16 protein-coding genes and 1 pseudogene are annotated in these 12,828 nt (G+C 59.4%); 7 read left to right on the top strand and 10 right to left on the bottom strand.

The genetic code is table 11. The features are described 5' to 3' along the window. Positions 1 to 98: 98 nt before the first annotated feature. The 5 genes and pseudogenes from FFS37_RS33875 to FFS37_RS33855 all read right to left on the bottom strand — a co-directional run bounded on the left by FFS37_RS33875 (position 99) and on the right by FFS37_RS33855 (position 4,824). A complete protein-coding gene (locus FFS37_RS33875; protein WP_232375880.1) occupies positions 99 to 251 on the bottom strand; it encodes a DUF1419 domain-containing protein in 153 nt (50 codons plus the stop codon). A gap of 108 nt (positions 252 to 359) precedes the next feature. Further along, entirely contained in the window at positions 360 to 764 is a 405-nt protein-coding gene (locus FFS37_RS33870) for a hypothetical protein (protein WP_137935267.1), read from the bottom strand. 107 nt (positions 765 to 871) lie between these two features. Beyond that, a complete protein-coding gene (locus FFS37_RS33865) occupies positions 872 to 3,022 on the bottom strand; it encodes a ParB/RepB/Spo0J family partition protein (protein WP_171026532.1) in 2,151 nt (716 codons plus the stop codon). 283 nt (positions 3,023 to 3,305) lie between these two features. After that, a pseudogene (locus FFS37_RS33860) lies at positions 3,306 to 4,501 on the bottom strand (DUF932 domain-containing protein). Further along, a complete protein-coding gene (locus FFS37_RS33855; RefSeq protein ID WP_137935265.1) occupies positions 4,498 to 4,824 on the bottom strand; it encodes a hypothetical protein in 327 nt (108 codons plus the stop codon). The pseudogene FFS37_RS33860 and the gene FFS37_RS33855 overlap by 4 nt, the downstream one beginning before the upstream one ends. Between FFS37_RS33855 and FFS37_RS33850 the strand changes: the two genes are divergently transcribed. After that, positions 4,823 to 5,065 carry a DUF982 domain-containing protein gene (locus FFS37_RS33850; protein ID WP_137935264.1) on the top strand — a complete coding sequence of 81 codons (243 nt, stop codon included), beginning with the start codon at positions 4,823 to 4,825 and terminating at the stop codon, positions 5,063 to 5,065. The genes FFS37_RS33855 and FFS37_RS33850 overlap by 2 nt on opposite strands. A gap of 198 nt (positions 5,066 to 5,263) precedes the next feature. Further along, a complete protein-coding gene (locus FFS37_RS33845; protein WP_232375879.1) occupies positions 5,264 to 5,470 on the top strand; it encodes a hypothetical protein in 207 nt (68 codons plus the stop codon). A gap of 463 nt (positions 5,471 to 5,933) precedes the next feature. Here FFS37_RS33845 and FFS37_RS33840 read toward each other — a convergent pair whose 3' ends face one another. Beyond that, positions 5,934 to 6,146, bottom strand: a complete 213-nt coding sequence (locus FFS37_RS33840; RefSeq protein ID WP_137935262.1) for a cold-shock protein — start codon at positions 6,144 to 6,146, stop codon at positions 5,934 to 5,936. A gap of 126 nt (positions 6,147 to 6,272) precedes the next feature. Between FFS37_RS33840 and FFS37_RS33835 the strand changes: the two genes are divergently transcribed. The 5 genes from FFS37_RS33835 (at position 6,273) to FFS37_RS33815 (ending at position 9,734) form a co-directional block, all read left to right on the top strand. Continuing rightward, on the top strand, positions 6,273 to 6,605 hold the full coding sequence (locus FFS37_RS33835) for a hypothetical protein (RefSeq protein WP_137935261.1): 333 nt from the start codon (positions 6,273 to 6,275) through the stop codon (positions 6,603 to 6,605). Between the two features lie 356 nt (positions 6,606 to 6,961). Then, positions 6,962 to 7,882 carry a cache domain-containing protein gene (locus FFS37_RS33830; protein ID WP_137935260.1) on the top strand — a complete coding sequence of 307 codons (921 nt, stop codon included), beginning with the start codon at positions 6,962 to 6,964 and terminating at the stop codon, positions 7,880 to 7,882. Next, positions 7,839 to 8,579, top strand: coding sequence for a sensor histidine kinase (locus FFS37_RS33825; RefSeq protein ID WP_137935259.1), 741 nt, complete (start codon positions 7,839 to 7,841; stop codon positions 8,577 to 8,579). The genes FFS37_RS33830 and FFS37_RS33825 overlap by 44 nt, the downstream gene beginning before the upstream one ends. Before the next feature lie 150 nt (positions 8,580 to 8,729). After that, a complete protein-coding gene (locus FFS37_RS33820) occupies positions 8,730 to 9,236 on the top strand; it encodes a YciE/YciF ferroxidase family protein (protein ID WP_137935258.1) in 507 nt (168 codons plus the stop codon). A gap of 87 nt (positions 9,237 to 9,323) precedes the next feature. Further along, positions 9,324 to 9,734: a low affinity iron permease family protein gene (locus tag FFS37_RS33815; protein WP_137935257.1), complete on the top strand. Its 411-nt coding sequence runs from the start codon at positions 9,324 to 9,326 to the stop codon at positions 9,732 to 9,734. A 74-nt stretch (positions 9,735 to 9,808) separates the two neighbouring features. Here the strand turns inward: FFS37_RS33815 and FFS37_RS33810 are convergent, their stop codons facing one another. The 4 genes from FFS37_RS33810 to copM all read right to left on the bottom strand — a co-directional run bounded on the left by FFS37_RS33810 (position 9,809) and on the right by copM (position 12,805). Further along, entirely contained in the window at positions 9,809 to 10,132 is a 324-nt protein-coding gene (locus FFS37_RS33810; RefSeq protein ID WP_232375878.1) for a low affinity iron permease family protein, read from the bottom strand. 185 nt (positions 10,133 to 10,317) lie between these two features. Beyond that, positions 10,318 to 10,812: a DUF305 domain-containing protein gene (locus tag FFS37_RS33805; protein ID WP_137935256.1), complete on the bottom strand. Its 495-nt coding sequence runs from the start codon at positions 10,810 to 10,812 to the stop codon at positions 10,318 to 10,320. A gap of 105 nt (positions 10,813 to 10,917) precedes the next feature. Beyond that, the gene (locus FFS37_RS33800; RefSeq protein WP_137935255.1) at positions 10,918 to 12,183 is read right to left on the bottom strand and encodes an ATP-grasp domain-containing protein; all 1,266 of its coding nucleotides are present in this window, start codon (positions 12,181 to 12,183) and stop codon (positions 10,918 to 10,920) included. 100 nt (positions 12,184 to 12,283) lie between these two features. Beyond that, on the bottom strand, positions 12,284 to 12,805 hold the full coding sequence (gene copM, locus FFS37_RS33795; RefSeq protein ID WP_332313402.1) for a CopM family metallochaperone: 522 nt from the start codon (positions 12,803 to 12,805) through the stop codon (positions 12,284 to 12,286). Positions 12,806 to 12,828: the final 23 nt, after the last annotated feature.

Genomic DNA, 12,828 nt, shown 5'->3' with positions numbered 1-12,828 from the left:
CTTTCCTGAACGCCCTTTAGCCAGAAAATTAGGTTGCGGCGCTGGGTGAACTTTAGCTGATCAGCCAAGCTACGATCACGTCGCCGCAACATAACCGTCTACGCAACATATTCAAACCACTCGCCTGAATAGGGAGTGCCGGAATTGGGATCGATGCCGGGAGTGTCCTTGTGGCGGCTGAACAGTTGGAACATCTGCTCGCGGGTGGCGACGCCGTCGAGCACCTTCCTGAAGGGTGGATGTGCGGTCATGAGGTTCTCCTGAACGCAGCTCGGCCACGCGCGGCATCACCGCGCCATGGCAACTGCTTGGTGTTGTGGCTGGCGACGGGCCGAGGCTGCGGCCGGCGCGTGCAGGGTTCACGCGGCGCGTCGCTCGGAGGAACGCGAAGCGTCTCGACCAACCCCGGTTACGGCACGGACGGCGGCGGCGAGCGCCGGGATGTCGTCGAGCATGCCGAGCGCAACGAAGTGGTTGGCCCCGCCAGTATAGTCCTTTCGGCCCTTGCAGGTGCGGATCAGGATACCGTGACCTGAGGACAAACCGAACTGGCCGACCTGGATGTAGGCGTCGTCGTGGTGCAGGGTAATTTCACCGCAAACGGCGATGCCCGCCCTGTTGGAGCGCAGGTCGAAGCTTCCCTGCGGCAGCGCAAGTTCGGCGGCGAGTTTCTTCAGCCGTGAACGGGCTGTGGTGTGGAAACGTCTCTTCTGCTGCTCGTCGTAGGAGCAGGATCTTTTCCAGTCGAACATGTCGATCTCCATGAAACAAAAACTCCCCGGGCGCGCTGTGGCGATCCCGGGCTTGAGGGTGAGTTGGAACTGGATTGGGCCCGGCGGGAGTGCCGGGCCCGGTGCGAGCGGGAGGCCGACTATTCGGCGGCCTGGAGGTGGTCCGTTGCGTCGCCGTCGATGGTCACCGGCTCATCGGAGGACGGATCCGCATCGTCGGCGAGGAAGGCCGGCAGCTCGGCGGCATCGCCGTCGAGAGCCGCTTCCTCCGACATGTCGCCGGCGACGGCGTCGCGAGCGTCGCCAGACACTTCATCGACCTCAACGCGCAGCGGCTCGGGCAGCCAGTTCGATCCTTCGAGAAGACGGGCGGCTTCACGGGCCATGATGTCCTTTTTCATGTGGTCGATCAGCTGCGCGGAGTCTGCGCCACGCGCTTCCCGGACAGCCTGTAGAATCCGCGCCTTGGTAAGCCTTCCGAGGAACTCGACCGTGGGCGTCCAGCCGGCGTCGACCATGTCGAACTGGAGCGAGCGGCCAAGCACGTCTGCATGCTCGAGCGCCTTCGCTCGCCTGTTCCAGGGTTCAACCACCGCATTGAGGGTCAGCGAGACGCAGTGCGCGAAAAGCGCCTTGCGGCTTGCTTCGTCGAGGCCGAGAAGGAAGTCCCACAGGCCATCTGCTTCATCGGGCAAATCGCGGTCCCAAGCTTCGTGCCGCTCGGCGATCTCCTTGGCCCAGGATGTCTCGGCAAGACCGTCGACCTGGCTGAAGCTGCCGCTCTTCATGCTGATCTCCAGGCACGTGTTCGGCGCGAAGCGATAGAAGACCTGCAGGACGAAGGCATGGAGTGCGGCGATGATGGCGATATCGACGTCGCCGGCGAGCGCGTTGCGCAGTGCCAGCGTCCGCTGCGCCGTCAGGTCGAAGACGAGCCGATCAGGGAGGGGCTTGATGCCATCGTCCTCGCCGTCGTCGCCAGAGGCGTCGTTCACCGGGTGGCCGTTGACGACAACGCCATCGCCGTCGTCGTCGCCATTAGATCGGGTTTGGCCCTCGGTGCCCCCTTCCTCGCCCTCATCGACGTCGCTGGTTTCGGGCCGCGGCTCGTCCTCGGACCGAACGAAACCGGCGTCGACCTGGAGCTTGCCGTTCGCGGCAAGCGTAACGAACACCCCGGCAATGGTCTTCTGGGCGGGATCGTAGCTTTGAGGACGATCATCGATCGCATCGAGCTCGGCACCCAGCTGGTCGAGCTTCGCCTCGATTGCTTCGTCGGCTTCCTTGGCCTTGGCATAGTCCGCATCCAGCTTGTCGTATTCGGCCTTCAGCGCGTCGTAGCGTTCGATCTCCTCGGCGCTGAGCTCCTGCGCCTCGGCGTAGATGCGCCGCATTCCGGAGGTGTGGCCATAGGGAAAGCTGATCGCCGCCTCCACCCATTTCCAGCCTTCAGCGCGGATCGCCTCGGCATCCACCTTCAGCCTGTCGAAGACAAGCTGCTCGAGTAGGGCGGCATCCTGGTACCAGCCGCCGGAATCCTGCTCGAACAGGTCGCGAAGGATGACCCCTCCAGCCGCTTCATAGGCTTGGGCGCCGACATAGACGGCCCGGCGATCGTCGGCGCGAACGGTGGTCTCGGTCAGCAGGCGCCTGATGTAATAGGGTTCCTGCGTGTGCGAGCTGGAAATCCGCTCCCAGACCTGCTCCTGGCGCGCGTGATCGTCCGAGATCGAAAACGCCATGATCTGTTCGAGGCGGATTTCGTCCTTCTCGTAGAGCTCGAGAAGCTTTGGCGATACCGATGCCAGCCGCAGACGCTGTCTCACTGTGGCCGGCGACACGAAAAAGCGGGCGCCGATCTCGTCCGGATCGAGGCCCTGGTCGCTGAGTGTCTTGAAGGCCCGAAACTGGTCGAGCGGGTGCAGGTCGGCGCGCCGCAGGTTTTCGGCAAGCGAATCCTCCTCGGCCGAGGTCTCCTGCCCGCGGTTGACGATGCAGGGGATTGGCTCATCCTTGGCCAGACGCTTTTGCTTGATGAGGATACCGAGCGCGAGATAACGGCGGCCGCCGGCGGGCACCTCGTACGTGCCGGTCTCCTCGCCCTCGCCGTCGAGCACGGGACGGACGTTCAGGCTCTGGATCAGCTTTCGCCGCCCGATGTCTTCGGCCAGCTGCTCGATCGACACGCCGTCCTTGATGCGCCGGACATTTTTCTGCGACAGCATCAGCTTGTCATAGGGAATGTTCTCCGCGGCGTTCATCGCGATCTTCTGAATGGCGTTCTTTGCCATGGTCAGGTTCTCCATGACGGGCGGCCCGGGGCCTCTCCCCGAACCTCCAAGCCCGTCAAAAACCCTCCCCTCCCCCCTCTGCCTCCCGGCCTCACGCCGATCCGGCCCCAGCTCGCGAATCTCGACGCGACCGAGCCGCCCGAGGGCTCTCCGGCATGTTGGCGATACCGGGTTCTCCCACGAAAGAGCGCCGTCCTCTGCTTCGGAGGACAGCGCTGGGATTGAGGAAGGCGGTTCGGAGGCGAGGCCGGCACGAGCGTTTTCGTGGCCGGCCTGCGGAGGATCAGGCCGCGAAGTCGAGAAGCTTCTTGGCTTTGCCCTCCATGTCCAGGCGGACATCCTGATGCGGCTTGTCGCGCGCGACCCGCGTGATGCCCTGCACGAAATCAAAGATCGACTCCGGTGGTCTGCCTTCCTCCATCAGAACAGTATCGATGATCTTCGTGGTTTCGGACTTGGAGAAGCCCCGCTTGCGCAGGAAGTTCTGGCGATATTCGTCATCTCTGGCAACGATCCGTTGCCGCGCCGTTTTGATGCCGTTGACGAACGGCATGGGCGAGGAATCGGCGAACTGGATCAGCGCCGGTTCGGCTTCCAGGGCGAAACGGGAGGCCGCGTATTTTGAATGGCGGATGGTGATTTCCTCGAAATCTTCGACCCCCCACAGATTGCGATTCTGACAAACCGCGCGCAGATAGAAGCTGGCGATCCCGAGGGTGCGGGCTCCGACTTCGGAATTCCAGCAGTAGAAGCCACGGAAATAGAGATCCGGTTCCCCATTCGGCAGCCGCCCGGCCTCGATCGGGTTCAGATCGTCGACGAGGAACACGAAGATATCGCGATCAGACGCGTAGAGCGTGGTGGTGTCGCTGGAGATGTCGACGTGCGGATTGTAGATCCCTGTCGACCAGTCGAGCACTCCGGGGACCTTCCAGCGCGTGTCTCCGGTTCCGTTGCCGGCGATCTTTTGAACGGCGTCCACCAGTTCTGAGTCAAATATTCTGCCGTAATCAGGGCCTGTTACCGCCCGCAACTCGAGGCGTCCGTTCTCGATCTCCAGCGTCTTGACCTGCTCGGCGCGATGGTTGAGGAGACCGTGCTGAAGGTTCATCGCCGCGAGCGGAGCTGGAAGCTGCCGAAGATAGGTGGCCGTGCGCCGACCAAGGAGGCGAGTTGGCCAAAACTCCAATGCGTGGGGGCAACAGGGGCAGGCGCATCGGGCAGCATTAGCCTCAGGCGCTCCGGATCGTCGCGGCTGGCCTCGACGCGGATCAGCTCACTTTCGACGATGCGGGTCTTGCTGCGCTCCGATCGGCTCTTTACCGAATTCCGGAGGTCGGTAAGCGACAGGTATCGCTCGTCCGCCGGCCGGTTGAACCATTCTGACGAGACGCGGCCGATGCGCTGGCCGCGGCTGACGTCAACCTTGTAACCGGCACGCTCGTTGCGCTTTGGCGTGTGAATTTCCATCTGGGTCATGAATGTCGCTCCTCGGCGGGCGCCGGAAGACTCTCTCCCGGTCCTTTACCCGCCGCCGCAACCCGCCCGCCCTCTTTCTCTCCGGGCGCCTGCGCCCCTAGAAGCGTCGCCATTGCGGCAGCAGCCTCTTCAAGGCTTACGATCAGGAAGGAAGGCGCGGCCTTCTGAGGCCCCTCCGGATTCAGGTAGCGGCCTGTGAAATTGGACAGGCAACTTCTCTCGCGATTGAGTAACCGCAGTTTCTTTTCGGTGCCTGCTGTATAAACTGACCCAACGTCATGATACTCGAAGTCCGTCATGGCCTGAATTGAAAGTGTAAGCATGTTGAGCAGGTTCGTCCGGCCCGTGGTGGTGCAAGTTGGCCGGCAGGAGCGTGAACGCGTCATATTCGATGTGAACGACGCAGCGACGATCCTGCTGCGGAGTTTCCCTCATCAGACGACGAAGCGAAAACTGGCTATGGATGCATGTCTTCAGGTTCTGCGCGGTGAAGCTCAGACGCCGGTTGCGAGACGGGCGTTCGTTGCAGCGGCGTTAGAAGCGAAAATCCTGCGCAGCGACTGAGGTCCAAGATGCAAGCTTGACGGCTTCCAAAGCGGTAAAACAGAGCTTCACCCCATCGCAGCGATGATTTGTGTAGCCGAAGCAGAGGATCGAGTCCGCCGTGGTGGGAAACACCCCGACGTTCATCTGGTTGACTCGACAAGGGCCGGGAAGACGGCAATATCTACGTTGATCGGAGATAGCATGCGAGATTTGCCGATGGACATCGATGCTGACGTTGTAATCGAAGTCGGTCGGCTTCTTGATGATGCCGAGGATCTCGCGACTTTGCCGGTGCACGAACTGGTCAAGCGAATTCGGACGATACTGCAGACCCGCCTTTCCGATCAAGCGATCGAAGAACTGGTCGTCGACATGGCGACAAAACGTGGTTTGCCGATGGTTTTCGACAAGCCTGCAGCTTAGTCGATGCTTCTACATCAGTTGGAAATATCGGCAAAAGCTGGAGGCGAATTGCCATTGCCCTTCGAATGAAAACGGCGATGGATCAGTCTTCCGCCTGCCGGGCTGGCAACGTTAAACCGACGGCTTGACAGCTCTTATCATGGTTCTCATTTCACCGGTGAAGCGGCAACGCGATACTGCACAATTCTGGCAGCGAGATCGCCCAACAGCGACCGGACGTCATCGCCTCAGTCTAACCATTTCTCGCGCGCAAGAAAAAGGCCGGACTAAAGGTCCGGCCAGGTATGAAGGTTAAAACCTCCAGAGGGGAACGCGCCGGACGAATGGGAGGAAACATCCGGCGCACCGCGCATATGGGTCAGCAAAGGTGACACTTCAACGACATGCCGGTAGGCCACCAAACTTAATCATCTTGGTGCACCTCTTGCGTGCCTGATGCGCTTGCCGAGATCACATGGCTGGTTCAGCCAACCTTGCTAAGGTTGCCGGCTGACGATTTGCCGGTCCGCCGATCCTGTTCTATCTCATAGTTGACTTTCTGGCCGTCAACGAGCGTCGACAGGCCGGCGCGCTCGACAGCAGAAATATGGACAAAGACGTCCTGTCCACCGCCGTCAGGTTGAATGAAGCCAAAGCCCTTGGTCGCGTTAAACCACTTTACCGTCCCGGTCGCCATGTAGGTGTTTCCTTGCCGCAGGTGTTTTGCTTATTCGCTTGGTTGGCCGAACCGGCCGCTATAGCTTCAAATAAATGCAGCAAATGGCCGTTGTGGCAAGTCTTTGGCCTGTCTTGCGCGCCGTAGTTGACCAATGCCGGTAACATCAAGCCGGTGTTCTCTACCGCTAACGCAGCACACTCACGCCATGACATCATGTCGGGGCTACTGACCAAAGCCGCGTTGCGGGCTGGCCGTAAGGGCAATCGGGAGCCGGCGGCGCTCACGGATTGTTTGCAGCGATGGCCATCGGCTATATTAGGGCCGGCCGAGCAAGATGCGTCGATGAACGCGCGGACCAGGCACCATGCTTTATCATACGACCGCGTGGAAGTCAGCAATCAGGCCGATGCAGCTGCGGCCGCCTATAATCGTCCTGACTATGTAGGATTTTCGGACGACAGTGCCGGGCTGATCTGAATGCTCGAACTCCGTCACGAGGAGAAGAAACCGCCACGTTAAGGGGATGTCGGCGTACTAGACCATAGACTAGTCCTTCTTACTGGCGCGGAGGAGATGTGTGCTGTCATTGGTGCTGCTGGTTCGCGCGCAGAGGATAAACCGACTGTTCGAATGTCCCATTCGGATTTTGGTATGCGAACCCCAGACTTGGCGGGAATCCAAGCCACGCCCGCCGTTTGAGGCAAGCCGCTTGACTATCTCTGCGTCGCGTCGGATGCCTAATTCCAGAGATTGCAGGTAAACGTTCGTTTGCCGCGTCGCAGATGGTGTACAATGTGAGAATCCTCCCTGTGGCATCGATCGGATCCTATCTGTTGGCGCTTTCGCTGGCGGTAGCACTTCCCATTTTGGCGTTCGCGGGCTTGCTGCTGCTACAGTTGCAGTTTGACCAGCAGGCTGCGCTTGAGCGCCGCACTGTCAGGGACGCGCAAGGGCTAGCAACGGCGACCGAGCGCCAGTTACAGGATATGACCACCACATTGCGGCTGCTCTCCACGGCCCCGGAACTTCAGGCTGGCGATCTAGGACTTTTCCATGCCCGCAGCCAATTGGCGCTGCGCGGCAGCCCCTACTTTATCATTCTCGTTCAAGACGATGGGCAGCAGCTTCTGAACACACGCGTGGACTTCGGCTCCCAGGGCGGAAAAATTTCTGATTTGACAACCCTGGGCCTGGCGATGGCGAACAAACAGCTGACGGTTTCCGGGGTCTTTTATGGGAAGACCAGCCAGACTTGGGTTTTCAACGTGGTTATGCCCCTTCCCTTCGAAGTAACAGGACAAGGCTCGGCGTTGATCATGACGCAGAATGCGGCGGCCATGGCGTCACTGGTCGGCACCGACGGCATGCCGGAGGGGTGGTCTTCGGCGCTGGTGGATAATGCCGGCAGTGTGATTGCTCAGGCTGGCGCGGCGCGGCTGCATCCCGGCGATATTGTTCCTGCAAAAGAAAGCGTTGATAAGACAGGTGACTCTCCTCTTGTCGAATCCGACGGCCAGATCATGGCCAGGGTTCCGGTGCGCGGAACGGGCTGGAAAGCCATGGTCTGGGGGCCGGTCGCCACAGCCCAGGCGTCGATCTTCAAGAGTTGGCGCGTTCTCCTGGCAGGTGGACTGGCGTTATTCCTGCTCCATTGGTTTGGCATTGCTGATCGGCCGGCAACTGCGGTCAGCAATCCAGAGTGTCGGAGACATGGCGGTGCGCCTGGGGCACGGCGAAATCGTCTCGCCGGTTGAGTTCTATATTACAGAGGCCAATGTCGTATCGCGGGCGTTGACCAATGCTTCATTTGACCGAAGTCAGGCCGAGGACCATATGCGGCTGGTGGTCAATGAACTAAGCCACCGCACCAAAAACATGCTGACGATGGTGCAGGCAATGATGCGCCAAACCGCAAAGAACCACGAAGTGTCGCCGGACTATCAGAAAGCGGTTTCAGACCGACTTGCCGGCCTTGCCAATTCGATCGACCTCTTGACCGCCAACAACTGGAGTGGTGCCACGCTTGGCAAGCTCGTAGAGTCACACCTCGGCAAATTCGCCTATGACTCGGGGCAGATCATTGTGCGCGGAGAGGAGCTGTCTCGGAGACCTGAAGCGGTTCATGTGCTTGGCCTCGCCTTGCATGAACTGGCGACAAATGCCGTGAAGTACGGAGCCCTTTCCACTCCCACGGGGTGCATAATCGTCTCTTGGAAGGTTACGGGGGCTGCAAGCCTCTTAGAGTTCTCCTGGACCGAGCATGATGGCCCCTCCGTCTCCGCACCCACGAGAACAGGATTCGGGTCGAAAATCATCAAGCAGCACGTCGAGGCAACCTTTGGCGGCAAGGTCTCTCTGGAATATGAACCAAAAGGCCTGTGCTGGACGGTTATTGCTCCGCTGGAGAGGTTTATCGATCCGATTTCTGCGGAAATTGACCCCACGAGCTGACGATCTTGTTGAGCGCGGAACAAACCGATCGTCCGTAGATTGAAACGTGGCCGGCACCATTCCCGCTGGCATTTGCGGACGCTTCAATTTTGGGATGCGTGTGGGCTTACGATCCAAGCTTCCAATAACTCAATCTGAAAGGAAACTCCCATGGCTAGCCAGCCCAAAACAAAAGGCCTCCAGGAACTGTTTCACGACACGCTGAAAGACATCTATTTTGCCGAGAAGAAGATCCTGGCGACATTGCCGAAAATGGCCAAGGCCGCGCAAAGCTCTGACCTGAAGGCCGCGTTTGAAAAGCATCATTCCCAGACCCAGGAACATGTCAGCCGTCTTGAAGAGGTTTTCGCGGTGATTGATAAAAAGCCCGTGGGCAAGACTTGCGCCGCCATCATGGGCATCACAGAGGAGGGCGCCGAGATTATGGACGAATATAAAGGCTCGCCTGCCCTCGACGCCGGCCTGCTGGCGGCTGCCCAAGCCGTCGAACACTATGAGATCTCGCGCTACGGTACTTTGCGCACCTGGGCAACGGAACTCGGCCTCACCGAAGCAGCCAATCTGCTGCAGATGACGCTCAGCGAAGAAGAAGAAACTGACGCCGCACTGACCGAACTCGCTGAATCGGCCGTCAACATTGCCGCTGAGGCGGCTTAACACCGACAGGTTGTATCCTGCCTTCCTGTTGCGTCGGGCCCCGGCGCTAATATTCCGGGGCTCGTTAAAGGGACGAAGAGTCAAATCATGGAAAAAACATTCAATAGACTTGCCGGTGCCGTTGCTCGTGCAACTGGACGCCCCTGGGCATTCGCGCTGTGTGTCGCGTCCGTGGTGATCTGGGCGATTTCTGGCCCCTTTTTCGGATATTCTGAAACCTGGCAGCTGGTCATCAACACGGGAACTACAATCATCACTTTCCTGATGGTGTTCCTGATCCAGAACACCCAGAACCGTGATGGGGCCGCGATACAGGCCAAGCTCGACGAACTCATTCTCAGCAGTCAAAGTGAGAATGACTTTATCGGCATCGAGCACCTGACAGAAGCCGAAGTCGAAAGCTTCCGATCGCTATGTGCTGCGCGGGCGAAAGAGAAACACTCTTCTTCGGCAAAATCCAGGCGCAAACAGTCGGCTCGCAAGCCTGCCAATGACTGAACCCGCATACTGATAGCATGATTGTTCAGTAGTTAGCTTGCCGGGCGGAGGTCATAACCCTTCCGCCTGCAGACTCAATCATTATGTCGCTCCAGCTGCCGCCTTTCCTCGATGTCCTCAGGCTCTTCATCATCGATCTTGGTCAGATCGTTCCTTGCCTTTGATTGGGCGTGGACCAGCTCATCAAGTTTGGCATGCAATGCTTGCGTGTCGCGGTGCTCAGCTCTCTGGATGACGAGAGTCATGATCCAAACCATCAAGGTTGCGATGGCATGCATGTCAAAACTGCTGGGCTGCAGGAATAGCCACGCTGTGCCGTAGGCGATCACGATCAGGAAGGCAGCGGGTCGCGCTGTAAAAGCGCCCAGGCTGGTAAGCGTCCTTCTAATCAAATCCACTTCGCCACTCTATCATCTCTTGGATAAAAGCACTCTCTAGTTGTTTCGTCCCTGAGCCCGCCGGTTTGACTGAACCAGAGGGGCATGATCCCAGTCGTGACTCGCGGCCCCAGGCGGCCCTGGCTTGGCGGGCGCGAAGCCCCGACGGCAAATCATGTACCGCGATGTTGGGGCTTAAAAGATCGTTATTGCGTTGGAACCGTGGGCGGCAGATCCGGGACGTTGCTCGCCGGCGGGTTCTTCTCAAGATCATCGATCAACTGCTTCATTTCGCCGATTTCGCGGACCTGCGCCTCAATAATGCCGTCTGCGAGCTTACGCACGCGGGGGTCTTGGATGTGAGCCCGCGCGCTGGTCATGATGGCAATGGAATGGTGTGGAATCATGGCCTTCATATAGCTGATGTCGCCAACCGTCTCCTGGCTGCGCACCAGATACAGGGACGCGGCGAAGGCGACCATACTCACTGAAACAATCAAGGTGTTGGCGAGCCTGCTTTTGTACATGTCGAGCATGAACGTCAGCATGACGACCGCCATGGTCGCCCCCATGACAATCGCCATCCATGCTCGGGTCTGACTGTAGAAGACATGGTCGAGGGCGTAGGTGTTGAGGTACATCAGGCCAAACATGATCGCGGTCGATACGACGATCATCGCAATGAAGCGGGCATAGGTCATAATGTGCTCTTTCGTTTTGCCAGGTTCCCGATTAACGGGCCCGGCTTGCAAACGTTCAGGGCGCGCCCGTGCCAGATTGCTTCCGCAACGCAGTGAACCACGTGTTTAGATAACGAGCACCGGCGAAAAGCCGCCGCCGGGCGTTCGAAAATTTGTGGTCTGGCCCTGGTAGAGGCGGGCGGCCGGGAGCAACACCCGGCCATTGTAGGTATAAAGCCGCACGTCCATCTTGCGCGGCGTGGGTGCGCCGTCGATCTCGATCATGCGCTGTCCGGGTGAGGCAAAGGCCTGGGCCACATAGCCACCACGGGCGATCTCGGCCCACACCCCTTTTGTCACCTTGTCGCCACGGTAAACCGCCTTACCGCCGTGCCCTGAGAGTGGCTTGAAGAACGTGTCCTTGCGGGACTGCCACGCGGCGTCGGCATTGCCGGGCGTCACCAGCGTGGTCAGCGGCACACCGGCAAGCCGTGACCGCATCTTCGCAGAGAGGCCAAATGCTTCGAGCGCCGTCGGATCGGACAGCAGTGTCAGATTGCGCTTGCTTGAGAGGAGCGCATGGTTGTGCGGATTGGGTGTGACCACCACAGCGCCGTCCTGATAAGCCGCTCTCAACGCAGCATGGTCCCGGCGCTCAAGTGTGAAATCGACCAAGCGGTTGTAAACAAGGTCAATCTCGCGCCCGTCGAGCCGAAGCTTGCCGCCCTCATATGCCAGTTCGCTCGCGTCCCCGATCGTCGCTTCGATGCCATGTTTCACTAACAATTGCCGGGCGAGCACGAATTCAGGATAGAGATACTGCTCCTCCGGCCGATCATCGACGATCGCGATCCTTCGCGGCGAACCGGCTCCGCGCTGGAGCCGCCATTCGTTCTCGAACATCGCAATGACGCTGGTTGCGAATTCATCGTAGCTTGCGTCGATCGACGTGCGGTGGACTTCGGAGCAGCAGGCCTTCTGGGCCTGGGCGAGCAAAGCATTGAGGAAAGCACCGCCCGCATTGGTGTTCACCTCGATCAGCTTGGGCCCGTCATCGTCGAGATGAAAATCGTAACCCATCATAGCGCCGACGGGCCCAAAGTCCCGTTGCGCGATTTCAGGCGCCCACGAGAGGACGGCATCGCGGTAACCCTGCAGCCTAGCTGTCGCCTCGATGGCCCCGACAGTAGCTTGCATCTCATCGAGGGCGGACGCAGCGAGAAAGACAGGAACATTCGAAAACAGATGCGGCCGCGACGCCAGGAATGTGTCGCCGAATCCAGGGTCGCCGGCCTCGTGGGCCAGCGCCGCCGAAAGCGCTGCCCGGTCTAGCGTAATGCAGAAGCATTTGCGGTTGAGCTGTGCCGCAAGCGACGTATTGGCTTCCGCCATGCTGGGAACTGGGGGCAATATCAGGATCCCTCGCCGGACGAGCGGCCCCGGCCAATGAACCGGCTTTCCGCGACAAGCCCAGGTCTCGCTTCGAACCGCTTCACTTCGCGTTGGTCTTAAGCCACTCGGTCATATCCGCGATTTCCTTGGTCTGCGCGTCAATAACCTTCTGCGCCATTTCCTTGGCCCAGCCGTTCTTGCCGTATTTGAGCTCGACCTTGCCCATGTCGATGGCGCCCATGTGGTGAGCGATCATGCCGCAGACGAAGGCCACGTCAGGATCCTTGTGCATCATCCCCTGCATCATGTCCTTATCCATCTGCATCATGCCAGGTACTCCAGCTTTCTGATGTTCCTCGGTCATCATCCCCAGCATCATCTTGGAATGGTCGGCGCCCATGTCCATTGCCATGTCGCTTTTGCAAACTTCGGGAAAACTGCTGTCCTGCGCGTTGGCGATCGGGACGAAGAACAGCAGGACGGCGCCGGCAAGCAGGAGAGACTGTTTCATGGCTTTACCTTTTAGTTGGAACGGATCCTCTTCAGAGAGGTGTTCTGAGAACCTGCCCCTTCCAGCATGGGGAAGGTCAAGGGAAATCTGTCCCCGCGCTCCAATTCTCAACCAGCCCTTCGAAACCTCGTCGT

The organism is Mesorhizobium comanense (genome assembly GCF_005503535.1).
Classification (GTDB): Bacteria; Pseudomonadota; Alphaproteobacteria; order Rhizobiales; family Rhizobiaceae; genus Mesorhizobium; species Mesorhizobium comanense.
Note: the sequence above shows the minus strand (reverse complement) of the source record. Positions and strands in the feature narration are given on the sequence as shown.